The organism is Azospirillum sp. UENF 112521 (assembly GCF_058780665.1).
This window is the reverse complement of the sequence record NZ_JBSNCI010000002.1, coordinates 1,642,788-1,664,906: the sequence shown is the minus strand read 5'-3', so window position 1 is coordinate 1,664,906 and position 22,119 is coordinate 1,642,788. Positions and strand designations below refer to the sequence as shown.

At 66.4% G+C, this 22,119-nt stretch carries 21 protein-coding genes; 10 read left to right on the top strand and 11 right to left on the bottom strand.

From position 1 onward, the window contains the following. Positions 1-226: 226 nt before the first annotated feature. Both ACWPN8_RS10165 and ACWPN8_RS10160 read right to left on the bottom strand, forming a co-directional pair. A complete protein-coding gene (locus tag ACWPN8_RS10165; RefSeq protein WP_492240692.1) occupies positions 227-3,730 on the bottom strand; it encodes an indolepyruvate ferredoxin oxidoreductase family protein in 3,504 nt (1,167 codons plus the stop codon). Positions 3,731-3,989: 259 nt separating this feature from the next. Further along, positions 3,990-5,069 carry a response regulator gene (locus tag ACWPN8_RS10160; RefSeq protein WP_492240690.1) on the bottom strand — a complete coding sequence of 360 codons (1,080 nt, stop codon included), beginning with the start codon at positions 5,067-5,069 and terminating at the stop codon, positions 3,990-3,992. Between the two features lie 361 nt (positions 5,070-5,430). Here ACWPN8_RS10160 and ACWPN8_RS10155 point away from each other — a divergent pair, with 361 nt between their 5' ends. After that, positions 5,431-5,985 carry a hypothetical protein gene (locus tag ACWPN8_RS10155; protein WP_492240689.1) on the top strand — a complete coding sequence of 185 codons (555 nt, stop codon included), beginning with the start codon at positions 5,431-5,433 and terminating at the stop codon, positions 5,983-5,985. 27 nt (positions 5,986-6,012) lie between these two features. Here the strand turns inward: ACWPN8_RS10155 and ACWPN8_RS10150 are convergent, their stop codons facing one another. Further along, positions 6,013-7,293, bottom strand: coding sequence for a lytic murein transglycosylase (locus tag ACWPN8_RS10150; protein WP_492240688.1), 1,281 nt, complete (start codon positions 7,291-7,293; stop codon positions 6,013-6,015). Positions 7,294-7,652: 359 nt separating this feature from the next. On the opposite strand from ACWPN8_RS10150, the gene ACWPN8_RS10145 reads away from it, so the two are divergent. Continuing rightward, positions 7,653-8,750, top strand: a complete 1,098-nt coding sequence (locus ACWPN8_RS10145; protein WP_492240687.1) for a glycosyltransferase family protein — start codon at positions 7,653-7,655, stop codon at positions 8,748-8,750. Between the two features lie 111 nt (positions 8,751-8,861). Then, entirely contained in the window at positions 8,862-9,371 is a 510-nt protein-coding gene (locus ACWPN8_RS10140; RefSeq protein ID WP_492240686.1) for a GNAT family N-acetyltransferase, read from the top strand. Between the two features lie 10 nt (positions 9,372-9,381). Here the strand turns inward: ACWPN8_RS10140 and ACWPN8_RS10135 are convergent, their stop codons facing one another. Both ACWPN8_RS10135 and ACWPN8_RS10130 read right to left on the bottom strand, forming a co-directional pair. Continuing rightward, the gene (locus ACWPN8_RS10135; protein WP_109048389.1) at positions 9,382-9,597 is read right to left on the bottom strand and encodes a hypothetical protein; all 216 of its coding nucleotides are present in this window, start codon (positions 9,595-9,597) and stop codon (positions 9,382-9,384) included. A gap of 364 nt (positions 9,598-9,961) precedes the next feature. After that, positions 9,962-10,210 carry a hypothetical protein gene (locus ACWPN8_RS10130; RefSeq protein WP_492240685.1) on the bottom strand — a complete coding sequence of 83 codons (249 nt, stop codon included), beginning with the start codon at positions 10,208-10,210 and terminating at the stop codon, positions 9,962-9,964. A gap of 268 nt (positions 10,211-10,478) precedes the next feature. Between ACWPN8_RS10130 and fumC the strand changes: the two genes are divergently transcribed. The 4 genes from fumC to ACWPN8_RS10110 all read left to right on the top strand — a co-directional run bounded on the left by fumC (position 10,479) and on the right by ACWPN8_RS10110 (position 13,336). Further along, positions 10,479-11,870, top strand: a complete 1,392-nt coding sequence (fumC, locus tag ACWPN8_RS10125) for a class II fumarate hydratase (protein WP_492240684.1) — start codon at positions 10,479-10,481, stop codon at positions 11,868-11,870. 89 nt (positions 11,871-11,959) lie between these two features. Further along, positions 11,960-12,166: a ribbon-helix-helix domain-containing protein gene (locus ACWPN8_RS10120; protein WP_109096824.1), complete on the top strand. Its 207-nt coding sequence runs from the start codon at positions 11,960-11,962 to the stop codon at positions 12,164-12,166. A 94-nt stretch (positions 12,167-12,260) separates the two neighbouring features. Continuing rightward, positions 12,261-12,983 (top strand): DUF599 domain-containing protein, encoded by a 723-nt coding sequence (locus ACWPN8_RS10115; protein WP_492240683.1) that lies wholly within the window; start codon positions 12,261-12,263, stop codon positions 12,981-12,983. Between the two features lie 137 nt (positions 12,984-13,120). Further along, complete coding sequence (locus ACWPN8_RS10110) at positions 13,121-13,336, top strand: hypothetical protein (RefSeq protein ID WP_492240682.1); 216 nt, start codon at positions 13,121-13,123, stop codon at positions 13,334-13,336. Between the two features lie 47 nt (positions 13,337-13,383). Here ACWPN8_RS10110 and ACWPN8_RS10105 read toward each other — a convergent pair whose 3' ends face one another. The 4 genes from ACWPN8_RS10105 to purE form a co-directional block, all read right to left on the bottom strand. Beyond that, positions 13,384-15,135 carry an EAL domain-containing protein gene (locus ACWPN8_RS10105; RefSeq protein WP_492240681.1) on the bottom strand — a complete coding sequence of 584 codons (1,752 nt, stop codon included), beginning with the start codon at positions 15,133-15,135 and terminating at the stop codon, positions 13,384-13,386. A gap of 333 nt (positions 15,136-15,468) precedes the next feature. Continuing rightward, positions 15,469-16,659: an acyltransferase family protein gene (locus ACWPN8_RS10100; RefSeq protein WP_492240680.1), complete on the bottom strand. Its 1,191-nt coding sequence runs from the start codon at positions 16,657-16,659 to the stop codon at positions 15,469-15,471. Between the two features lie 555 nt (positions 16,660-17,214). Further along, positions 17,215-18,339, bottom strand: a complete 1,125-nt coding sequence (locus ACWPN8_RS10095; RefSeq protein ID WP_492240679.1) for a 5-(carboxyamino)imidazole ribonucleotide synthase — start codon at positions 18,337-18,339, stop codon at positions 17,215-17,217. 46 nt (positions 18,340-18,385) lie between these two features. Beyond that, positions 18,386-18,922, bottom strand: coding sequence for a 5-(carboxyamino)imidazole ribonucleotide mutase (purE, locus tag ACWPN8_RS10090; RefSeq protein ID WP_492240678.1), 537 nt, complete (start codon positions 18,920-18,922; stop codon positions 18,386-18,388). Positions 18,923-19,138: 216 nt separating this feature from the next. Here purE and ACWPN8_RS10085 point away from each other — a divergent pair, with 216 nt between their 5' ends. Then, entirely contained in the window at positions 19,139-19,603 is a 465-nt protein-coding gene (locus ACWPN8_RS10085) for a group III truncated hemoglobin (RefSeq protein WP_247872882.1), read from the top strand. Between the two features lie 37 nt (positions 19,604-19,640). Here the strand turns inward: ACWPN8_RS10085 and ACWPN8_RS10080 are convergent, their stop codons facing one another. Then, on the bottom strand, positions 19,641-19,841 hold the full coding sequence (locus tag ACWPN8_RS10080) for a YdcH family protein (protein WP_085089646.1): 201 nt from the start codon (positions 19,839-19,841) through the stop codon (positions 19,641-19,643). Between the two features lie 273 nt (positions 19,842-20,114). Here ACWPN8_RS10080 and ACWPN8_RS10075 point away from each other — a divergent pair, with 273 nt between their 5' ends. Further along, the gene (locus ACWPN8_RS10075; RefSeq protein WP_109096817.1) at positions 20,115-21,209 is read left to right on the top strand and encodes an ATP-dependent 6-phosphofructokinase; all 1,095 of its coding nucleotides are present in this window, start codon (positions 20,115-20,117) and stop codon (positions 21,207-21,209) included. A gap of 20 nt (positions 21,210-21,229) precedes the next feature. Then, positions 21,230-21,676: a TIGR02444 family protein gene (locus ACWPN8_RS10070; RefSeq protein WP_492240677.1), complete on the top strand. Its 447-nt coding sequence runs from the start codon at positions 21,230-21,232 to the stop codon at positions 21,674-21,676. Position 21,677: 1 nt separating this feature from the next. On the opposite strand, the gene ACWPN8_RS10065 is transcribed toward ACWPN8_RS10070, so the two are convergent. Beyond that, positions 21,678-22,091, bottom strand: a complete 414-nt coding sequence (locus ACWPN8_RS10065) for a hypothetical protein (protein ID WP_109452534.1) — start codon at positions 22,089-22,091, stop codon at positions 21,678-21,680. Between the last annotated feature and the right edge of the window lie 28 nt (positions 22,092-22,119).

Below are 22,119 nucleotides of genomic sequence, written 5' to 3'. Positions count from 1 at the left end.
ATTTAATGGCTATGCCGCATTTCGTCACTTCAACCCGAAACCCGTGACGTTTCTGAAATGGGGTTGCGACGCTACTCGCATTTCCAACATTAGCAGATACTGCGGCTTTCGCTATGAGACTTTGGTCGTGGCTGACGGGTTGGTAGGTAAAGCATTGTGCGGAGAAGCCCAATCGCTTGGGCTTCTCCAAACTTCATTTGTTTGCCTGCACCGCCTCAGGACTGCCTCACTCTGCCGCCAGCGGCTGCGGGGCGGCGACCGGGGCGCGGAAGTCGGCCAGCAGCTTGGCCTCCTTCGCCTTCGCCGCCGTGACGTTGCGGGCCTTCACCGGGCCGTAGCCACGCATCTCCATCGGCACCCTGGCGATCTCCACCGCCAGATCCAGCTTCTCGCGGGTCAGGCCGTTCAGCAGCTCGCCCACCACCGCCTCATAGTCGGCGATCAGCTGGCGTTCCTGGCGCCGCTCGGCGGTGCGGCCGAACGGGTCGAGCCGGGTGCCGCGCAGACGCTTGCCCTTGGCCAGCAGGCGCAGGACCGGCAGCATCCACGGACCGAAGCTCTTCTTCTTCGGTTCGCCGCCGTCCTCTCCGGTCTCGCCCATCGCCGGCGGGGCCATGTGGAAGGTCAGTTTCCAGTCGCCTTCGAACATGCGCTGGACATTCTCGACGAAGCCGCTGTCGGTGTAGAGCCGCGCCACCTCATACTCGTCCTTGTAGGCCATCAGCTTGAAGTGGGCGCGTGCGACCGCCTCCGTCAGCGCGGTGGAGCCGGGCACCTTCTGCTGCTCGGTCCGGCGGGTCCAATCGACCAGCGCGTGGTAGCGGGCGGCATAGGCGGCGTCCTGGTAATCGACCAGGAAGCGGTGGCGGCGCTCGATCACCTCGTCCAGGCTGCCGGACTGGCGGCGCTGATCGAGCAGCAGCGACTGCACGGCCTGCGCCACCTCCTGAGGCTTCGCAGCGGCTTCCACCGACGCCAGATCGACGGCGGCGCGGCGGCCCCATTGGAAGGCGTCGAGGTTCAGCTTCACCGCCACGCCGTTCAGCTCGATGGCTTTGATGATCGACTCCTCGCTCAGCGGGATCAGACCCTTCTGCCAAGCATAGCCCATCAGGAACGGGTTGGCGTAGAGGCTGTCGCCCAGCAACGCCGTGGCGAGCTTGGTCGCGTCGAAGGCATCGACATTGGCTTCGCCGCCGCAGGCCTTGCGGATGTCGCCGACCAGATCGCGGACCGGGATCACCATGTCCGGTTTCTTGATGAAGTCGGCGGTGATGCTGTCATGGGTGTTGATGACGGCGCGGGTGCGTCCGGCGGTCATCTTCGACAGGCCGTCGCCTGCCGCCGCGACGATCAGGTCGCAGCCCAGCACCGCGTCGGCCCCGCCGGCGGCGATGCGGACGGAGTGGATGTCCTCCGGCGTGTTGGCGATGCGGATGTGGCTGGTGACCGCACCGCCCTTCTGCGCCAGCCCGGTCATGTCGAGCACGCCGACGCCCTTGCCCTCGATATGCGCGGCCATACCCAGAAGCGCGCCGATGGTGACGACGCCGGTGCCGCCGACCCCGGTGACATACAGGCTCCAGGTCTTGTCGAAGGCCGGGACGGCGGGGGCGGGCAGGGCTGTGGCGTCGGCCGACTTCGCTGCGGCCGGCTTCGGCTTGCGCAAGGACCCGCCTTCCACCGTCACGAAGCTGGGGCAGAAGCCCTTGGTGCAGGAGTAATCCTTGTTGCAGCTCGACTGGTCGATCTGGCGCTTGCGGCCGAACTCGGTCTCCTGCGGGATCACCGACACGCAGGACGACTTGGCGGAGCAGTCGCCGCAGCCTTCGCAGACCAGCTCGTTGATCACCACGCGCTTGGCCGGGTCGACCATCTTGCCGCGCTTGCGGCGGCGGCGCTTCTCGGTGGCGCAGGTCTGGTCATAGATCAGGATGCTGACGCCAGGGACCTCGCGCATCTCCTTCTGCACGCGGTCGAGATCGTCGCGATGCTCGACGGTGGTGAATTGCGGCAGGCCGTTGCCGATGCCGTACTTCTCCGGCTCGTCGCTGACGACGGTGATGCGCTGCACGCCTTCCGCCCGCAGGACGTTGGCGATTGACTGCACCGTCAGCGTGCCGTCGAAGGGCTGGCCGCCGGTCATGGCGACCGCGTCGTTGAACAGAATCTTGTAGGTGATGTTCACCTTGGCGGCGATGGCCTGCCGGATCGCCAGGATGCCGGAATGGAAATAGGTACCGTCGCCGAGATTGGCGAAGATGTGCTTCTCGTCGGTGAAAGCGGCCTGGCCGACCCACGGCACGCCCTCGCCGCCCATCTGGGTGAAGGTGTCGGTCGAGCGGTCGAGCCACGTTGCCATGTAATGGCAGCCGATGCCGCCCAGCGCCCGGCTGCCCTCCGGCACGACGGTGGAGGTGTTGTGCGGGCAGCCGGAGCAGAAGGTCGGCTTGCGCACCACGCGCGCCACATGGGCCTTCTGCTTCTCCTGCGCGTCGAGGAAGGCGATGCGGCGGGCGAGGTTCTCGTTCTCGATGAAGCGCTGCAGGCGGCGGCCGATCACCACGGCGATCTGCGCCGGCGTCAGCTCGCCGGCGCTCGGCAGGATCCATTCGCCCTGCTCGTCGAACTTGCCGACCACCTTGGGGCGGACGTCGGGGTTCCAGTTGTAGAGCTGTTCCTTCAACTGGTTCTCGATGACCGCACGCTTCTCCTCGACCACGACGATCTCTTCCAGACCCTCGGCGAAGTGGCGGACGCCGTCGCGCTCCAGCGGCCAGGGCATGCCGACCTTGTAGACGGTGATGCCCCAGTCGGCCGCCATCTCCTCGGTGATGCCAAGCTCGTCGAAGGCCTGACGGACATCGAGATAGCTCTTGCCGGTGGTGACGATGCCGAAGCGCGGACGCGGGCTCTCCATCACCACCCGGTCCAGCTTGTTGGCACGCGCGAACGCCAGGGCGGCGTACAGCTTGTGCTTCATCAGCCGGTATTCCTGCTCCAGCGGCGGGTCGGGCCAGCGGATGTTCAGGCCGCCCGGCGGCATCGGGAAGTCGGCAGGGACGATGGGGGAGACGCGGTGCGGGTCGATGTAGACCGACGCCGAGGTGTCCACCGTCTCGGCGATGGTCTTCATCGCGATCCAGCAACCGGAATAGCGGCTCATCTGCCAGCCGATCAGGCCGTAATCCAGGATCTCCTGCACCCCCGACGGGTTCAGCACCGGGATCATCGAGTGCATGTAGGCGTGTTCGGACTGGTGCGGGAAGGTGGAGGACTTGCAGTTGTGGTCGTCGCCGGTCAGCACCAGCACGCCGCCGTGGCGGGAGGTGCCGGCGGCGTTGGCATGCTTGAACACGTCGCCCGACCGGTCGACGCCGGGGCCCTTGCCGTACCACATGGCGAAGACGCCGTCATACTTGGCGCCCTTGAACATGCCGACCTGCTGGCTGCCCCAGACCGCGGTGGCGCCCAGCTCCTCGTTCACGCCGGGCTGGAACTGGATGTGGTTCTTTTCCAGGAATTTGCGGGCGTTCCACAGATTCTGGTCGAAGCCGCCCAGCGGCGAGCCGCGATAGCCGGAAATGAAGCAGCCGGTGTTCAGCCCGGCGGCAAGGTCGCGCTGGCGCTGCATCATCGGCAGGCGCACCAGCGCCTGGGTGCCGGTGAGGTAAACACGCCCCTGTTCGAGCGCGTACTTGTCTTCGAGAGACACTGTTGCGAGCGCCATTCTTCATTTCCTCCCATCGGTCGGCAGCCTGGCAAACTCCTGGACGGAGTGCTGGGGAACCGATTTGTTCGCTGGGCAAAAAGGTAATGAAGGCTGTCTTATATCGCAACGGCTGCGGCCGGCCGTCCTGCAAAAAGCAAGGAACGGCGCGGCAACCGCCGGTCTTCCGTAACGGAGCGTATGGAATGCCCTGCCTTGCGGAAATTCCCTCTCCGTCCCTCTCTCGCCCAGATCGTCACCAGACGATATGGGAAGGGACTCAGCGCCCCGTCAGGGGGGACTTGCCCGGAGGGGTCGGGCTGCCGCCTTCCGGCCAATTGCCGAAGTCGCTCTGGCCTCGGGCCGCCAGCGTGCGGACGCTGGCCCGCAGGGTGCGGATCAGGCAAAGCGCCACCGCCATCGACTGGGCGCCGCCGTCCGAACCCGCCAGCCAGCGCAGGGCCGCGGCATGGGCCTGGAGCGCATCGACATAGCCTTCGATGTCCGGTTCCACCCAGGTGACGCAGGTGGACAGCGACGCGACGACCGAGGACGCGGCGGAATCTCCGGCTGTGGCGATCTGCACATCCGACAGGGCATGGCGCAGCCGGCTGCCGATCGGGTCGGGCCGCTCGATTGCCGCCTCCAGCTTGTCGAGCGCCAGCAGCATCCGCATCCGCTTGGGGTCGTCGCTGCGCATGGTGGCGGCGCCACGGTCGGGCGGCATGGCGGAGGCCGGAACCGCAGTCGGCGGTACCGGGGTCGGCGGCACCGGGTTCGTCGGTGTCGTGGGTGGCGTTGCGGGAGGGGGCAGATGCGCCATCCCGCTCGCCGCCGGGCGCGGCGTGGCCGGCCGCGGGGAAGGCAGGCTGGTGGTCGACGGGCTGCCCTGACCGGCCGGGTTGGCCGCCGGACGGGCGGCATCGCGTCCCGGCTCGGCAGTTCCCGTCCGGAGGGAGCCGTCGCGACGGTTCAGCACCGCGTCGATGCGGCGGGCCAGGGTCGCGGCCGGCACCGGCTTCGCCAGCACGGAATCGGCGCCGGCATCCCAGGCGCTGCGCACGGTGGCGAGGTCGGCGTTGGCGGTCAGCACGATGATCGGCATGCCGGGCCGCAGGCTGCCCGGAGACTGTCGGATCCACTGGACCAGCTGCGCGCCACCGACCGGTTCCATCACCCAGTCCGTCACCATCAGGTCGTAGACCTCGCGGCGCAGCGCGTCCTTGGCCTCCTGCCCGTTGCCGACCGCGGTGATCTGGCCGACGCCCCACAGCCCCAGCATGTCCTTCAACGCCCGCTGCAACAGCGGGTTGTCGTCGACAATCAGGATCTTGATGGGGGAGGCGGGACGCTTCGTCATGGAGTGGTTCCGATGATGCGGCTGTGTCTGTCCCGATATCCGCCTCGACGGCCCGCTTTTCATGGAGGGGGACGGGTAAGCGCCCAATGAGACAGCCCATGCACCGTTGGGTGGGCCGGGTTATCCCCGCCGCAGTTCGAATGGGTAGCCCGCGCGGTCGGACACCTCTTTCGATACCGGACGGGTGAGATCGGCACATATCAGAAATCTCTGATGGTGATGGACGCACGCTTCCGCCGCTCCTATGATTTCCCTGTCGGGTTTCAAAATGGGGCGTGCGATGAGCGGCGGATGCGGTGGTGGATCCTGTGGCGGTGGAACATCCCGTCTTTCCGGCGGATCGGGTGATCTGAAGCACACCATGCGGATGGCGATGGTGGTGAACGGGCTGCTCGGCGCCCTGCTGCTCGCCTCCGCCAACGCGACGCAGGCGGTCACCCTGTGGGGTGCGGCCCTGCTGGTGCTGAACCATGCCGCCGGTCATGCGGTGACGCTGGTCGGGCTCGGGCGCCGGCCGGACTGGCATGCGCGCCTGTCGATGCTGCACGGGGCGGCGATGGGTGTTGCGGCGGTTGCGCTGGTGGTAACGGCCGGGCGCAGCATCGCCGGCATGGCGATCCCCGACGTGCCGCTCGCCAGTCTGGCCCTGCTGCTGGCCATCGGCGTGACGGTGGCGACCGCGACCCTGCTGTTCGCCGGCCGGCGCGGCAGGCTGAGCCTGCGGGCGATCTGGCTGTGTTCGCGCAAGGATGTCCTGCCGCTCGGCGCCGGCCTCTTGGGGCTGGCGGCAAGCTGGCTGCTGCTGGACGGAGCGCCCGACGCGCTGGTCGGCGCCGGGATTGCAGCGTTCCTGCTGCCGGCCGCCTGGGGCCTGCTGCGCGGCGGCATGGGGGGCGAGGGGGTAGCTGGACAATAGCCTCAGCCACCCGTCACGGCCTTATCCTCACGACCGCTGGCGCAGCCGCTCCAGCAGGGCCTTGGTGGCGAAGCCGTCCGGGATCTCGCCGACAGACGCCTGGAAGCGCCGCACCGCGTTGCGGGTGTTCGCCCCGACAATGCCGTCGGCGGCACCCGGCTCCAGCCCTAGCGATGCAAGCCGCTGTTGCAGGTCGATGCGCTCGTCGCGGCTCAGCGCCTGTTCCTCGCGCGGCCAGGGGCCGCGGACGCCGGGCTTGCCGGTCATGCGGTCGGCCAGCATGGCGACGGCCAGCGAATAGCTGGTCGACGGGTTGTAGCGCATGATCGCGCGGAAATTGTCCCGCACAAGGAAGGCAGGGCCGCGATGCCCGGCCAGCACCAGGATCGCCGCCGATCCCTCGCCGCCCAGATCGCCGCCGTCCAGCGGACGCACACCCAACCGGCGCCATTCCGACAGCGGCTTGGTGATGCTCAGCTCCGCCTGATCGTAAGCGAAGCCGTCGGGCAGCCGCACCTCCTGTCCCCAGGACTCTCCCTGCCGCCAGCCATTCGCCAGCACGAACTTGGCGGTGGAGGCCAGCACGTCGGGCATGCTGCCCCAGATGTCGCGGTGGCCGTCGCCATCCTCGTCCACCGCGTTGCGCAGGAAGACGGTCGGCATGAACTGGGTCTGGCCCATGGCGCCGGCCCAGGAACCGGTCATCCGCTCCGGCGCGATGTCGCCGGAGTCGAGGATGCGCAGGGCTGCCAGCAGCTCCGACCGGAAATAGGCGGCGCGGCGGCCTTCAAAGGCCAGCGTCGTCAGCGCGTCGATGACCGAGAAGTTGCCGGTCGACTTGCCGAAGTCCAATTCCACCCCCCAGAAGGCGACCAGGATCTCTCCCGGAACGCCGGTGCGGCGGGTGATGCGGGAAAGCAACGCCGCATGCTCCTGCAACTTCTGACGGCCGTCCTGGACGCGCTTTTCATTCACGGCGCTGTCCAAATACTGCCACACTTGCCGGGTGAACTCGGGCTGTGCGCCATCCAGCTCTACGACTCGGTCGGACAGCTTCACCCGCTGGAAAGCGCGGTCGAAGGTCTGCGGACGGATGCCCTGGCCCAGCGCCTCGGCACGAAGCGCCGCCAGCCATTCGGGGAAGGAGGCGGGCTGCTGCGCCACGGGCTGGACGGCCGCCGTCGCGGTACCGGACGCCGAGGTTGCGGCTCCGGTTGCGACCGGTGCGGTGGCACCGGTGCTCTGGCAGCCGGCCATCAGCAGCGTGGCGAGAAGGAGGCGGGCGGGATGACGGAACGGAAGTCGCATGCGCTCGACCGTGATCGGAGGGGAAACCGGGCCGTGACCCTAAGGCCCCCGGCCGCAAGGCTCAACCGTCAAATGGGCAGCCCTATCGGGGAAACGCCTATTGCGAGGGGTATACGCTTGCAGGGCCGCCGGACCGGTCCATATCAAATTTCAATGCAACGCTTTCGCAAATCCCGTCCGGCAAAGCCCTGTCTCCAGGCGCCGAACCCGGCCGGATTTGTCCAGGTTGAGTTCGTCTTGGGCAGGGCTGCCGGGACGGGACCGGAAGCCGGAACACCACCTTCTCCAATCGCGTTGATCCGGGAGCGCTTCCATCGGGAAGCGGCTTCCCGCCGCGGAACGCCAAGGGTGCCGAAGCCATGAAAATCGTGATCCTCGGCTTGACCAACGGGGGCTTGACCAACAGAGGCTTGACCAGCGGGTACCGCCAGGATGGCGGGCACAGCATGCGCTGGCGCGCGCTGATCCATGGGTTGGCGATCCGCGGCCATCGCGTCGTCGCGGTTGAGCGCACCGGCCCCGGCCCCTCCGTCCCCTGGACCATTCCCGGCGGCGAGGTGCTGTCCTACGGCGCCTGGGACGAGGTGGCGGTGGCGGCTGCGGCCCAGGCCGACGATGCCGGCGTGGCGCTGGTGGTGGCGCAGGGGCCGGACGCCCGTACCGCCGCCGACCTCGTCCGCCAGTCCAGGACCCCGCGCCGCGTGCTCTACGATCCGGAGGCTGCGGTCAGCCTGACGGCGCTGGAGGCGGGAGAGGCGGTGGAGCATCTGCCGGCCGACGGGCTGGCCGGCTTCGACATGGTGCTCGCCTCCTGCGGCGGGCCGGCGCTGGACCGTTATCGTGCCAAGGCGGGGGCGGAGTCGGTGGCGCCGCTCTACCCCTGGGTCGTGCCGGAGGAGGACAAGCCCGGCGACTTCAAGCGAGAGTATCTGGCCGATCTCTGCTGCATCGTCGGCGGGCCGGACGGCATCCGCGAGGGTCTGGACAAATTCTTCATCGACCCGGCCCAACGGCTGACCCGCCGGCGCTTCGCACTGGTCGGTGCCGATCTGCCCGACGGGGTGCCGCGCACCACCAACATCCTGACCTTCCCCGATCTCGACCCGGTGCGTCATGCCGATGTGCTGGCTTCGGCCAGCCTCGCGCTGACGCTGGCCCGCGACGACGAGCGACGGATCGGCTGGTGCCCGTCGCCCCGGCTGTTCCTGGCCGCCGCCTGCGGGGCCGCCATCGTCGCCGACCGGTGGGAGGGGTTGGACAGCTTCTTCGAGCCCGGCCGTGAGATTCTGGTGGCGGCGCAGACCGACGACGTGACCACGGCGATGATGCTGCCGCGCAACCACCTGACCGACCTCGGCCGCCGGGCGCGCAAGCGGGTGCTGGCCGAACACAGCGCCGAACGGCGTGTGCAGGAACTGCGCAGCATCCTGGACCTTAAGGGCGGCGGCGACGATTGACGGCTTCCGGTTTATCGGGAGTGCGAAAATGCGGGGAGCGGGCTATGGTCCGCTCCCCGTTTCGTTTTGCGCCCAATGCCATTTGGCAAATTTTCAGGGAGCCCGCCTCCGATGCCGCCTTCGTTGCCGACCGTCACCATCCGCCCCGCCGTCGAGGAGGATTGCACGACCATCCTGCGCTTCGTCCGCGAACTGGCGGAGTTCGAGCGCGAGGCCGATGCGGTCAAGGCGACCGAGGAGGATTTCCGCCGAGACGGCTGGGGGCCGCAGCCGGTGTTCGAGGCGCTGATCGCCGAGTTGGACGGCGCGCCGGTCGGCTTCGCGCTGGCCTTCCGCAACTTCTCCACCTGGGAGGGGCGGCCCGGTCTCTATGTCGAGGATCTCTATGTCACGCCGGACGCCCGGCGCTACGGCGTCGGCCGCAAGCTGCTGGCCGCCGTGGCGAAAAGCGCGGTGGAGCGCGGCTACCGCCGGGTGGATCTCAGCGTTCTGGACTGGAACCCGGCTCGTGGATTCTACGACCGGGTCGGCTTCCGCCAGATGAGGGAATGGCTTCCCTACCGCCTGACCGGGGAGGCCCTGTCCAACCTCGCAGCGGAAGACGGTGCCAGGGAAGATTGAAAGGCGGGGATCAGACGGCGCGGTTCAGAGCGGACGCGCCGATGATCTCGGCATAATCGGCACGCTCGCTGCGCAGGTTCGATAGAAGATCGACCAAGCTGTCGCGGACGAAGGCATCGTCCTGTTCGACGATGGTGTCTTGCGTCAGTCGAATGAATTGGTCGAGAAGCGCGATATGGGCCGCGGAGGAGGAGGTGATCTTCTTCGAGTTGACGGCGCCGATCATGTAAATCTCCCTAGGCCTGAGCGTTCCCGATGGCCCTATCAAGCCATTGAGTGAGTTAAAGACTTCCTAACGGGACTATGCGGCAGGTAGTATCTTCGGGGGTACTTCCGATCTATGGTCGCGTTATCTAAGGCAGCCCCGAAGAGTTACCTCAAAACGTCTATGACGCCGTCTGAAGTCCTGCTGCAATGATCCCCGTCGGATGCCCCGGCGGGTAGCATGCATGATGACAACACGCACCGCTATGTCCGGTTGCTCAGACCGCCCGAGGGAATTGGAGGGAGGGACCACCAAAGGGTGCAGTCCCGCCCATCCGGTTGGACAGTCACAACCCCCTGAAAATGCTAATTCCCGAAAAAGTCGATCAGGCGGCGCGGCGTGTGGCGGTGCGGTCGCGGGCGTCGGCGCGCGCCATGGCGCGGGCGATCAGATCGCCGAAAAGCCCGCCGATGGGCTCCTCCAGCATCACGGCCCGGCCGGTCGGCATCGGGCCTTCCATCAGCAGGGAGCCTTCCTCGCCGGGGCCGAGAACCCGCCAGCCGCGGCTCTTCATCTCCGCAACGCGCGTCCGGGCAATGAAGGCGCGGATATGGTCGTGTGCCAGATCGTCCATCCTGTTCCCCCAATCGCTGTCGACAGCCGCTGGTCCTGCGGCGGATCGTTAAAGAAAGCGTACGGAAGAACGGCGAACGCAACAAGAACAAATTCGAGTGAACAGCGAGGATTTCCGCCGAGTCGCTCAAGCTCCCGCTTTGAACGTGTCCCTGGCCTGCGCAGTCCCGGCCCTTGCCGTTCCGGTGTCCACCGCAAAGATCAGGCGGGGCGGGGGCAGTTGCAACCCGTTCCACCCGTGAAAAGCGGCGATCAGGAAAGGTCCGACCATGAGCGGTGTCCGCACCGAAACCGACAGCTTCGGCCCCATAGACGTTCCGGCCGACCGTTACTGGGGCGCTCAGACCCAGCGCTCGCTTCAGAATTTCCGCATCGGCGGGGAGCGCATGCCGGTGCCGCTGGTGCGCGCATTGGGCATCCAGAAGCGTGCCTCCGCCGCCGCCAACATGAAGCTGGGCGTGCTCGATCCGAAACTCGGCGCCGCCATCATGGAGGCGGCGGACGAGGTGATCGACGGCCGGCTGGCCGATCACTTCCCGCTGGTGGTCTGGCAGACCGGGTCCGGCACCCAGACCAACATGAACGCCAACGAGGTGATCGCCAACCGCGCCATCGAGCGGCTGGGCGGCACCATGGGAGCGAAGACCCCGATCCATCCCAACGACCATGTCAACATGGGGCAGTCGTCGAACGACAGCTTCCCCACCGCCATGCACATCGCGGCGGCCGACGAGATCGTGCACAGCCTGATCCCGGCGCTGGAGCATCTGCGCACGGCGCTCGACGCCAAGGCCGACGCCTTCCAGGACATCGTCAAGATCGGTCGCACCCATCTCCAGGATGCCACGCCGCTGACGCTGGGGCAGGAGTTCTCCGGCTATGCCGCCCAGATCTCCTACGGCATCGGCCGGGTGAAGGGCGCGCTGCCGCAGCTCTACCGGCTGGCCCAGGGCGGCACCGCGGTCGGCACCGGCCTGAATGCCAAGCCGGGCTTCGCCGAAGCCTTCGCCAAGGAGGTGGCGGCCTTCACCGGCCTTCCCTTCGTCACCGCAGAGAACAAGTTCGAGGCGCTGGCAACCCACAATTCGCTGGTCGACGTGCACGGCCACCTGAACACGCTGGCAGTGTCTCTGATGAAGATCGCCAACGACATCCGCCTCCTGGGATCCGGTCCGCGCTCGGGCATCGGCGAGCTGTCGCTGCCGGAGAACGAGCCGGGATCCTCCATCATGCCGGGCAAGGTCAACCCGACCCAGTCGGAGGCGATGACGATGGTCTGTGCCCAGGTTATGGGCAACCACACCACCGTGACCGTCGCCGGCGCCACCGGCCATTTCGAGCTGAACGTGTTCAAGCCGGTGATCGCCTTCAACGTCCTGCAGTCGATCCGCCTGCTGGCCGACGCCGCGACCAGCTTCACCGACAATTGCGTGGTGGGAATCGAGGCCAACCGCGAGCGCATCGCCAAGCTGGTGTCGGACAGCCTGATGCTGGTGACGGCGCTGAACCCGCACATCGGCTATGACAATGCGGCGAAGATCGCCAAGAAGGCCCACAAGGAAGGGACAAGTCTAAAGGAGGCCGGGCGGGAACTCGGACTCCTGACGGATGAGCAATTCGATCAATGGGTTCGCCCCGAACGGATGGTTGGTCCAGGCTAAGCTTGGGGTTAGGGTGGGGGTGAGTTATCCCGGCCGCGCCGGCCTTCCTCTGACCACCCCCATCTCCCACTGCGATGCGTTGAGTGACCATGAAGAAGCGTTCGGTCCTGATCGCCGGCCATCCCACCAGCGTCTCCCTCGAGGAAGAGTTCTGGGACTCCCTGAAATCGGTGGCGCAGTCCCGCGGCCTGTCGGTCAATGCCCTGATCGAGGAGATCGACCAGACCCGGACCGGCAACCTGTCTAGCGCCATCCGTGTCCACGTGCTGAAAGCGGTGCAGGCGCGCGGGGAGTAGGGGGGCCTCTCGGATACCCGCAGGTGGACACCCGCCCATTGCCGGCGTACACGGGTGCCTGCTCCCCCCGTCACCTTGCCAAGACCCCGCCGCCATGCCGCCAGACGTCACCACGCTCGACATCGTCGCCTTCGTCTGGTTCATCGGCTCCTGGGTCGGCTTCACCGTCACCCAGGACCATCTGCTGTCCAACCGCAACGTTGTGAACCGGCATCTGCGGATCGTGCGCCGCCACTGGATCGAGCGGATGCTGGAGCGCGACAACCGCATCATGGACGCGCAGCTGTTCGGCCATACCATGCACAGCTGCACCTTCTTCGCCTCCACCAACATGCTGGTGTTGGCCGGGTTGATCGGCACCTTCGGTGCGGCGGAGCGGGCGCAGCAGGTGATTTCGGACCTGTCCTTCGCCGTCCCGACCTCGCACCAGATGTTCGAGATCAAGATGCTGCTGATGGTGGTGATCTTCACCTTCGGCTTCTTCAAGTTCACCTGGGCGCTGCGCCAGTACAATTACTGCTGCGCCCTGATCGGCTCCGCGCCGATGCCGCCGGTGCCGCCGCAGGACCGCCGGGAGATCGCCCGGACCATCAGCGAGGCGCTGACCCTGGCCATCGTCGCGCTGAACGGGGGCATCCGCGCCTATTACTTCGCATTGGCGGCCCTGGTCTGGATCATCGGCCCGATTCCGCTGATCGCCGCGTCCAGCGGCGTCGTTTTCGTTCTCACCCGCCGGCAGGCGTTTTCCGCAACCGAGAAGGTCATCCGCGTGCAGACCCAATGGTTGGAGAGAAACGAGTCAAGCAAAGCAAAATAACGAATAAAATCCAACACGTTATCTTGTACATGCGACCAAACGTCCTCTACCTGGCGGCGAGTTGCGGCGGCTAAGGTCGGGTCATTGAGGAGCGCACGACAGCTTGCCGGTGCGACGCAGCGAACAAGGGAACGACGATGGACGCCGATACTGCAGTGACCATTATGGAAGCCCTGGACCAGGCGGAAGCCTTGCTGAACCGTGTGCATCTGCGCGACGGTTATGCCGGCCGCGACACGCTGGCGCGCAACCGGGAGCTTCTGAACGCGGCCCGTCATCGGCTCGACCAAGTCCACAGCATCGAGGAAATGGGCGTGTTCAGCGGCTTCAGCCGGTCGGCGGTTCTCGCCTGAGGCCGGACCGGCGGTCCGGCAGGTCCGCGCCCGCCAGTCCCTCCGCCTCAGCCCTTCAGCAGCACCTTGCCGCCGCCGCGCACCTTCGACCAGTCCTTGGCGAAATAGGCGAAGTCGCTCGACGGCCGGCTGAACAGGAAGCCCTGGGCAAAGGACACGCCCAAGCCGTTCAGCAGCTCGGCGTGCACCGTCTCCTCCACCTGCTCGCCGATCAGCTCCAGTCCCAGCTGGCGGCAGACATCGACCATGCTGCGCAGCATTGCCATGTCGCGCGGGCTGTTCACGGCGCCGCGGACGAACTTGCCGTCGATCTTTGCATAGTCGGCCTGGATGCCGTACAGCGACTGGAAGCTGGTGGAGCCGGCGCCGACATCGTCCAGGCAGATGCGGAAGCCGCTTTCGCGCAGCTTCTGCAACACCTCGTTCAGCTTGGCGATGTCGGTGACGACGACGGTTTCCGTCACTTCGATGAGCAGCTTCGAGGCCAGATCGCCGTATGGGGCGACGACCGACTGGAACTGCTTGAAGAAGATCGGGCTCATCAGCGTCTTGGCCGACAGGTTGATCGCCACATCGGGCAGCTTCGGTTCCTTGCGGAATTGCTGCAGCGTGTCCAGCACCGTGCGGGTCAGCAGCAGGTCGAAGTCGTAGATCAGCCCGACATCCTCGGCGAAGGTGATGAAGTCGGCCGGCGAACTCATCCCCTCGACCCGGGTCAGCGCCTCCAGATGGTGGACGGCACCGGTGCCGATGTCGACGATCGGCTGGTAAACGACGACGAAGTCGCGGTTGTCGATGGTGGCCCGCAGCTGCCCGATCCGCTCCACCGCCCCAGCCATCAGGCGGTTGGCACCATCCTCCAGGCTGGAGATGGTGAACTCGCCGCCTTGCGCAGAGGCGAAGGCCTGCACGGTGTAGACCAGCGCGCGGGCGGCATCCGCGGCGTCCAGCCGGTCGTCGGCCATGTCCAGCGTCCAGGACCGGATGCCGCCGGGTAGGGCACCGCCCGCCGCCTCGATGATCTGGGCGATGTGGCCCTGGACCTCGCGCCCGTCGATGTCGGCGGCATGCACGATGCCGTAGCGGTCGCCGGTCAGCTGTCCGGCACTGTCGCCGTCGGCGGAGATGCCGCGCAGATAGGCATCGATGCCCTCGCGCACCTCCGCCGCCGCTCCCTCCGGCATCGAGTCCACCATCGCCTGCAAGCCTTCGACCAGCAGCAGGGTCAGCCCCTGCTCCAGTCCCCGTTCGCGCGCAGCGTGGATGCGCTCCTCCAGGATGCCGGCGAAGCCGCACTGGTCGAGCAGTTCACCCTGGGCCGCCGTCACCGACCCACTGCCGCCGTTGCCACGGGCCGGAGCGGTCAGCAGCACGGTGAGGAACAGGGAACCGGGACAGGAATCGAGCCGGCAGCCGCCGAGCAGTGCCGGGAACTGCTGACCGTCGAAGGCCTGGAACATCACGCGCGATGGCTTGATCCGCGCCTTTTCGCGGATGCGGTCGAACAGGACATGGACGTATTTGCGGTCGCCGGGGGCCACCACCTCCATCAGGTTGCTGCCGACCAGCCCGCCGACCTCGCCCCTGGTCAGCCGGCAGCGGGCGCCGGCGGAAAACAGGATGTTGCCGTGGGGGTCCGATTCGATCAGCAGATCGGCGGCGGCGAAGGCAAAACCGACGAAGCGGTCGCGGTCGCGGCTGGACTGTGGACGGCGATGGCCGGCCGCACCGGAGGCCGGGGTGACGGCCGGTCCGATCGGGGGAGGGGAGCGACCTGCGCTTTCCTGCGACAAGGGCATCGTCATCCGACTACAAATTACATCAAAGTTTAGAGAGTTTCTTCCTGAATGCAACAGAGAGTAACCAATATTGATACGAGATAAAAGCCGCATCGATGGGAAATGACCTTCGTCCGGCTCGAACGCGGCAATTTGAGACATCTATTTCGTAAATGCAAAATACCCGAAGTAACTTTGCCGGATGCTCATGACTGCGATTGGCAACGTCACCAAGAAATTGACTGAATCGTTCCGGTGTCGAAATGATATTTGTCGATGGCGTCAGGCATGAACAGGCGACCCCATCGGGTCTTTGATCCAGAGTCGCCTCGTCATGCAACATGGTTAAGCAGGTCAGGCAACTTCCACCGTCGCCGGCCGGACCGCAGGCTTGCGCCGCTTCAGCAGCAAGGCGTTGAAGCTGGATTGTCCGGGTATCTCCACGAAGCGGTGGGTCAGGCTGGCGACCGCGACCACCGTCCCCAGATAGGCGAGCGCCAGAAGATCCATCATCCAGGTGGCACCGAAGAAGATCAGCCGGTCTTCAGCGCCGTCGGCCGCCTGTTCGATGAACATCGGCTGGCCCGACAGCCTCTGCATTGCGACCGCCGCCTTCTCGTACAGCGCGATGACCAGCGCATGCACCATGTAGACGGAATAGGAGCGGGCGCCCAGCCATTGGAAAGGCCGCATCGCCAGCAGCCGGGAAATCACCCCGCCTTCAAAGGCGAACACCCAAACGACCAAACCGAACAGCAGGGGGGAGGCATAGGACAGGGCATTCCCGCGCGCCGTTGCAACGAAGACGATCACCGCGGCAAGGCTGAGCCCCTCGCTCAGTCCGGCTATCGGCGACCCGGCTGTCGGGCACCGCAACGACAGCCTGGACAGTCCGGTGCCGCGGGCCGCCTGGAACAGCCGATACGCCACGTGGCCGGTGAAGAAACCATAGAGGCAGCGGAAATATCCAAAGTCGAAGCTGGTGTCTATGTATTGGTCGGACCATCCCATGACCACGAAGGCTCCGGCTGCCGACAGCGCCACCGCCGACATCGTCACCAGCCATGTGCGGCGGGCCAGCAGGCAGAGCGCTGCGAAGGTGACGTAAGCGAGGAACTCGGCGCTGATCGACCAGCTCGGAATGTTCCAGGTCAACCCGTCCTCGATGCCTAGGGAATGCACAAGGAACAGGTTGCTGAGAATGGAGGAAGGCGCGAAGCGGGCGGTGAAGGCAGCCGTCTCGCCGCTGACCGCCAATGCCTTCACGATCTCCAGCGGAATGAAGGCGATCAGGGTGGCGGCATGCAGCGGCCAGACCCGGCCAAGGCGTCTGACCAGAAAATTCCTGCCGTCCGCGGTCGAGTTTAAGCGGTGGATATACGCGTGGGTGATGACGAAACCGCTGAGGACAAAAAAGAAATCCACAAACAAATAACTACCGCGAACGAACGGAACGAGGTAGAAATGTCCTGAAGCGTTGAAGTGAAATAATGCGACGAACACGGCGCATAAGCCGCGCCAGCCGTCGAGAACTGGAAAGCGCATTTCGGATCTCCAGATTGGCGTATTGTCTCAACCATTTCACGCTGGCTGCCGATATTTTTGCTGCAAAAGGTGATATTTGCTTGGCGATGGGGATTATTCGCCCGATTACCGTTGGCTGAACGTAAATGTCGGAACCGCAACCAAAAAGCGGAAATCAGGCTTATTCCGAACGCCAGCCGGTGATTACCTCCGAAAGGTTGTGGCGATGGAATGCCCGCTTCCTGAGGACCGCGGATTTGTCCGGCCGCGGGCGGCCCTACCCGTTGTGAGCGGCACCATATCTGGCTGGAGCCTGAAACACCGTTTGATTGTCTTGGAAGCGGTACGCTGCTTGCGCCTTCAGGTTGCGCTCTTTCGGCCTTGAGCCGGGCAGGCTCAACCGCCATTCTCCAGCCGTCCCGTCGCGGCCGAGAAACCGGTGATGTCCATCCGCCGGCGCAGCGCGTGCAGTGGCTGCACGTCGGTGGCGACGGGACCGAGCCTCCGTCCAAATAGAAAAGGCCCCGCCGACCGTGCCGGTCGCGGGGCCTTTCGGCTTCTGCCACGGTGCCGGCGTCAGCGCCGTGGGAACAGCCGGTTGACGTGGCCCATCTTGCGGCCGGGCCGGGCTTCCGCCTTGCCGTACAGGTGCAGCCGGGCGCCGGGCTCGGCCAGCAATTCCGGCCAGCTCAGCACGTCGTCGCCGATCAGGTTGGTCATCTCGGCATCGGCCACCCGCTCCACCGAGCCCAGCGGCAGGCCACAGACGGCGCGGACGAGCTGTTCGAACTGGCAGGTGGCGCAGGCGTCCATGGTCCAGTGGCCGGAATTGTGCGGGCGCGGCGCCATCTCGTTGACCAGCACGGCGCCATCGGCGGTGACGAACATCTCCACCGCCAGCACACCGACCAGATCCAGGGCCTCGGCGATGCGCCGCGCGATGCGGTCGGCCTCCGCCGCGGTTGCCGCCGACACCTTTTCCGGCGCGGCGGGTGCTATGGTGACGTCGAGGATGCCGTCCTTGTGCCGGTTCTCCACCGCCGGATAGGCGACCATCGCGCCGTCGGCGCCGCGGGCGACGATCACCGACACTTCGCAGGCGAAGGTGACAAAGCCCTCGACGATGCCCTCCACGCCGGGTTTGCCGCCGCCGATGCTAGCCCAGGCGGCAGCCGGATCGCTGCCGCTGTCCAGCCGGGCCTGGCCCTTGCCGTCATAGCCGAGCCGCGTCGATTTCAGCACGCAGCGCGGACCGACTTCGGCCACCGCGCGGGCGACCTCCTCGGCGCTGTTGGCGGCGCGCCAGGGAGCGGTGGCGATGCCCAGCGCGTTGACGAAGCTCTTTTCCGCGATGCGATCCTGCGCCACCGACAGCACGTTCGGGCCTGGGTTCAGGTTGGTGAAGCGGCGCAGATGCTCGGCCGTGGCGACCGGCACATTCTCCCACTCCAGCGTCACCGCATCGACCGAGCGGGCGAAGCGCTCCAGCGCCTCCAGATCGTCCCAGCCGGCGACGGTCGCGGCGGCGCTGACCTGCGCCGCCGGGCTGTCGGACGCGTCGGGGGCGTAGACATGGGTCTTGTAGCCCAGACGTGCCGCGGCCAGCGCCGTCATCCGGCCGAGCTGTCCGGCACCCAGCATGCCGATGGTGGAGCCGGGGGCGAGGCGGGGCAGGGGAGTGCCGGATGGGGTGCCGGTCATGACGGTGAGGCTTTCAAGTTGTCCGGGCCAGTGATCAGGCCAGTTATCAGGCAGGATCGTCGACGGGGGCTTCGGCGACCGCGGCGGTCTGGCGGGCGCGCCAACCGTCCAGCGCGTCGGCCACCGCCGGGTCCATCAATGCTATGACAGAGCCGGCCAGCAAGGCGGCGTTGATGGCGCCGGCCTTGCCGATGGCCAGCGTGCCGACCGGCACGCCGCCCGGCATCTGCACGATGGACAGCAGGCTGTCCATGCCCTTCAGCGCGTGGCTTTCGACCGGCACGCCCAAGACCGGCAGCGGCGTCATCGACGCGGCCATGCCCGGCAGATGGGCGGCGCCACCGGCCCCGGCGATCACCACCTTCAGCCCGCGCGCCTTGGCGGTGGTGGCGTATTCCACCAGCCGGTGCGGGGTGCGGTGGGCGGAAACGATGCGGACCTCGTGCGGGACGCCCAGCGCCGCCAGCGTGTCGGCGGCGTGTTTCATCGTCGTCCAGTCGGACTGGCTGCCCATGATGATGCCGACCAGCGGCTGGACGCCGGCAGCCGAAGCGGTGCTGTTGGGGGAGTGGTCGGCGGTCACGGCCTGGCGCTTTCCTCAAGGTCCGGAAAGCGGCGCATTATAGGAAGAGTCGGGCTTCTGTCCAGAGGCGGCGCCGTTCCTCAGCGCCTGCGTGCCACGAATCCCACCCTGCGGCTGCGACATTCCGGCCCTTCCGGCGGAACATGGTTCCACTTTATGGTGCCGCCTTATATGGACCGGATAGACCCTGCTCAATTCACTCGGCGGACCCATCGCATGACCGACCCCGTTTCCGGCGAAGACCTCGGCGACACCCAGCGCAAGGAACACCGCGACATCCGCACCGCCATGGCGGAGGAACGGATGGCCGCCGTCGGCATCGACGAGGCGTCGATCGAGACGCTGGTGCGGACCTTCTACGGCAAGATCATGAAGGACGAGGAGCTTGGCCCGATCTTTGGCCGTGCCATCACCGATTGGGAGCCGCACCTGCGCAAGATGATGGATTTCTGGTCGTCCATCGCCCTGCTGACCCAGCGCTACGACGGGCGTCCGATGCCGGTCCACATCTCGCTGGGGCTGGAGCCGCCGCATTTTGAACGCTGGCTGGGCCTGTTCCGCCAGACCGCCCACGAGGTCCTGCCGGCCGAAGGCGCCAATTTCCTGATCGGCAAGGCCGAGAACATCGCCCGCAGCTTCCAGATGGGCATCCAGTTCTTCACCGTGCCCAAGAAGGGGTGACGAGGTTCTCCCTCTCCCGTCCTGGGAGAGGGAATGATTAAGCGATGATGTCCGGCAGCAGCCGGCTCTCTAGGACCATGATCTGGTCCTTCAGCATCAGCTTGCGCTTCTTCAGCCGTTGCATCTGCAACTGGTCGTAGGGCGCACGTTCGACCAGCCGGGCGATGACATCGTCCAGGTCGCGGTGCTCGCTGCGCAAGCTCGCCAGCTTTTCCTTCAAAATCTCTTGCTCGTTCATCGCGCCCGTTAGGAATGGCCGTTGCCCCGGGTGGGTCGGGGGTGCTCTTGCGGGTGACCCTTTGGCTGGGCGGGCCGGACTATACCAGATTTCCGGCGGTACCGCACCGCCAAACCGCTGGCTCGGACCTTTGGCATGCCTGAAGTAGTTGCGGATGGGTGCCGCGGGCGCAATGCCCCCTTTGCGGATGCGGGCAACGATTGCGGGAAAGTTCTGATCCGGTAACATGGTGGTCCATTTCAATGAACAGGCGAACGGGACGGGAAACCCTCAATGACTGCCCCTAATAAAGCCGGCAAGCGCATCGGCATCCTGACCAGCGGCGGCGATTGCGCCGGGCTGAACGCGGTCATCCGTGCGGTGGTCCACCGCGCCACCGGCTATGGCTGGCAGGTGCTGGGCATCAAGGAAGGCACCCAAGGCCTTCTCCAGCGCCCGGTGCAGTACCAGACGCTCGATCTCGGCTCTGTCGACGGCCACATGATGCGCCAGGGTGGCACCATCCTGGGCACGACCAACCGCGGCGACCCCTTCGCCTATCCGATGCCCGACGGCACGCTGAAGGACCGTTCCGACGAGATCATTGGCGGCTACCGCGAACTCGGGCTGGACGCGCTGATCGGCATCGGCGGCGACGGCAGCTTCGCCATCCTGCACAAGCTGGCGCAGAAGGGCGGCTTCCCGATGGTGGGCGTGCCCAAGACCATTGACAACGACCTGGGCAAGACCGAGGTGTCGGTCGGTTACGACACCGCCGTCGCCGTGGCGGTGGAGGCGCTGGACCGCCTGCAGCCGACCGCGGCCAGCCACCACCGCGTGATGGTGCTGGAGGTGATGGGCCGCGATGCCGGACACATCGCGCTGGCGGCCGGCATCGCCGGCGGGGCCGACGTGATCCTGATCCCGGAGATCCCCTATTCCATCGAAAGCATCGCCGCCAAGATCCAGAGCGTGCGCGACTCCGGCCGCAACTTCGCCCTGGTCGTGGTGTCGGAAGCGGTGAAGACGCTGGAAGGCACCGGGGTCAAGAAGATCCTTCAGGGCGGTGAGAAGCGCTATGGCGGCATCGGCGACTATATCGGCGAGAAGATCGCCGACGCCACCGGGGCTGAAACCCGCGTCACCGTGCTGGGCCACGTCCAGCGCGGCAGCATGCCCAGCCCGCGCGACCGCCTGATCGCGTCGGCCTTCGGCGTCCATGCCGTCGATCTGATCGCGGAGGGCAAGTTCAACCGCATGGTCGCCTGGTCCAACCGCGGCGTCATCGACGTGCCGATCACCGAGGCGATCGAGCATTATTCCTGCGTCGAGCTGGACGGCGCGCTGGTGAAGACGGCCCGCGGCCTGAACATCAGCTTCGGCGACTGATCCTTGTGGCGATGGGCGGAATGTCCGCAAATCCCTTCTGGGACTTTTCCCTGGCCGTCTATGGGCGGCCGGGGGTACCGGCCTGCTGCCTGTCCCTTCAGGACCGGCGCGGGGTCGACGTGAATGTGCTGCTGTTCGCCGCCTGGGCCGGCCTGGAGTGCGGCATCCGCCTGTCGGCCGAGGAGTTGGTTCGCCTCGACGAGGCGGTCGCCGGCTGGCGCGACGAGGTGGTGCGTCCGCTCCGCGCCCTGCGCCGCCGTGCCAAAGCGGAGGACGAGGTCTTCTACCGGCGCATGAAGGCCGCGGAACTGGAGGCCGAGCGGGTCCAGCAGGACCGATTGTTCGCCACGGCGGGCTTCATCCCGCAACCGGGCGGCGGCGTTGAGCTTGCCGCCGCCAACATGGCGCTGCTGGTGCCCGGCGGCGACCCGGCATTGGATGACCTGCTGGGAATGCTGGGGGACTGATCTAACGGTTCAGGATCAGTTCGTTCGGATCGCGCACGGTGTTGGACACCAGCACCGGCTTGCCGGCATAGAAGGCGCTGCACCGCTTGCCGCTGACCAGGCGGGTCAGCGCCGCCTCCCATTCGCGTCCCTTCGGTCCGATGATGCGCAGCTTCAACTGGTCAATCAACGGGAACACCTTGAACTGCTCGATCTCCAGCGGTTCGGGGCTGGTGGTGGTGAAGGCATCCTGCTTCAGGGTCAGTGTCTTGCCGTTGATTTCCAGCGTCACATCCTGGGCCCATGGGCAGCCGTTCGGCTTGGCGCCCTCATTGGCCTGCGCGGCGGCGATCCCGAAACAGACGGTCAGGGCGGCGGCGAGAGTAACCCGGCGGAGGCCGGAGTGGCAGAGTGCCCGGATTGGGCGGGTGGTCATGATCCGCTCCTCGAAGAACGGCGCGGAC

Coding starts and splice junctions, on each gene's coding strand:
- ACWPN8_RS10165 (WP_492240692.1), bottom strand. CDS start 3,730: ATGGCGCTCGCAACAGTGTCTCTCGAAGACAAGTACGCGCTCGAACAG.
- ACWPN8_RS10160 (WP_492240690.1), bottom strand. CDS start 5,069: ATGACGAAGCGTCCCGCCTCCCCCATCAAGATCCTGATTGTCGACGAC.
- ACWPN8_RS10155 (WP_492240689.1), top strand. CDS start 5,431: ATGCGGATGGCGATGGTGGTGAACGGGCTGCTCGGCGCCCTGCTGCTC.
- ACWPN8_RS10150 (WP_492240688.1), bottom strand. CDS start 7,293: ATGCGACTTCCGTTCCGTCATCCCGCCCGCCTCCTTCTCGCCACGCTG.
- ACWPN8_RS10145 (WP_492240687.1), top strand. CDS start 7,653: ATGAAAATCGTGATCCTCGGCTTGACCAACGGGGGCTTGACCAACAGA.
- ACWPN8_RS10140 (WP_492240686.1), top strand. CDS start 8,862: ATGCCGCCTTCGTTGCCGACCGTCACCATCCGCCCCGCCGTCGAGGAG.
- ACWPN8_RS10135 (WP_109048389.1), bottom strand. CDS start 9,597: ATGATCGGCGCCGTCAACTCGAAGAAGATCACCTCCTCCTCCGCGGCC.
- ACWPN8_RS10130 (WP_492240685.1), bottom strand. CDS start 10,210: ATGGACGATCTGGCACACGACCATATCCGCGCCTTCATTGCCCGGACG.
- fumC (WP_492240684.1), top strand. CDS start 10,479: ATGAGCGGTGTCCGCACCGAAACCGACAGCTTCGGCCCCATAGACGTT.
- ACWPN8_RS10120 (WP_109096824.1), top strand. CDS start 11,960: ATGAAGAAGCGTTCGGTCCTGATCGCCGGCCATCCCACCAGCGTCTCC.
- ACWPN8_RS10115 (WP_492240683.1), top strand. CDS start 12,261: ATGCCGCCAGACGTCACCACGCTCGACATCGTCGCCTTCGTCTGGTTC.
- ACWPN8_RS10110 (WP_492240682.1), top strand. CDS start 13,121: ATGGACGCCGATACTGCAGTGACCATTATGGAAGCCCTGGACCAGGCG.
- ACWPN8_RS10105 (WP_492240681.1), bottom strand. CDS start 15,135: ATGCCCTTGTCGCAGGAAAGCGCAGGTCGCTCCCCTCCCCCGATCGGA.
- ACWPN8_RS10100 (WP_492240680.1), bottom strand. CDS start 16,659: ATGCGCTTTCCAGTTCTCGACGGCTGGCGCGGCTTATGCGCCGTGTTC.
- ACWPN8_RS10095 (WP_492240679.1), bottom strand. CDS start 18,339: ATGACCGGCACCCCATCCGGCACTCCCCTGCCCCGCCTCGCCCCCGGC.
- ACWPN8_RS10085 (WP_247872882.1), top strand. CDS start 19,139: ATGACCGACCCCGTTTCCGGCGAAGACCTCGGCGACACCCAGCGCAAG.
- ACWPN8_RS10080 (WP_085089646.1), bottom strand. CDS start 19,841: ATGAACGAGCAAGAGATTTTGAAGGAAAAGCTGGCGAGCTTGCGCAGC.
- ACWPN8_RS10075 (WP_109096817.1), top strand. CDS start 20,115: ATGACTGCCCCTAATAAAGCCGGCAAGCGCATCGGCATCCTGACCAGC.
- ACWPN8_RS10070 (WP_492240677.1), top strand. CDS start 21,230: ATGTCCGCAAATCCCTTCTGGGACTTTTCCCTGGCCGTCTATGGGCGG.
- ACWPN8_RS10065 (WP_109452534.1), bottom strand. CDS start 22,091: ATGACCACCCGCCCAATCCGGGCACTCTGCCACTCCGGCCTCCGCCGG.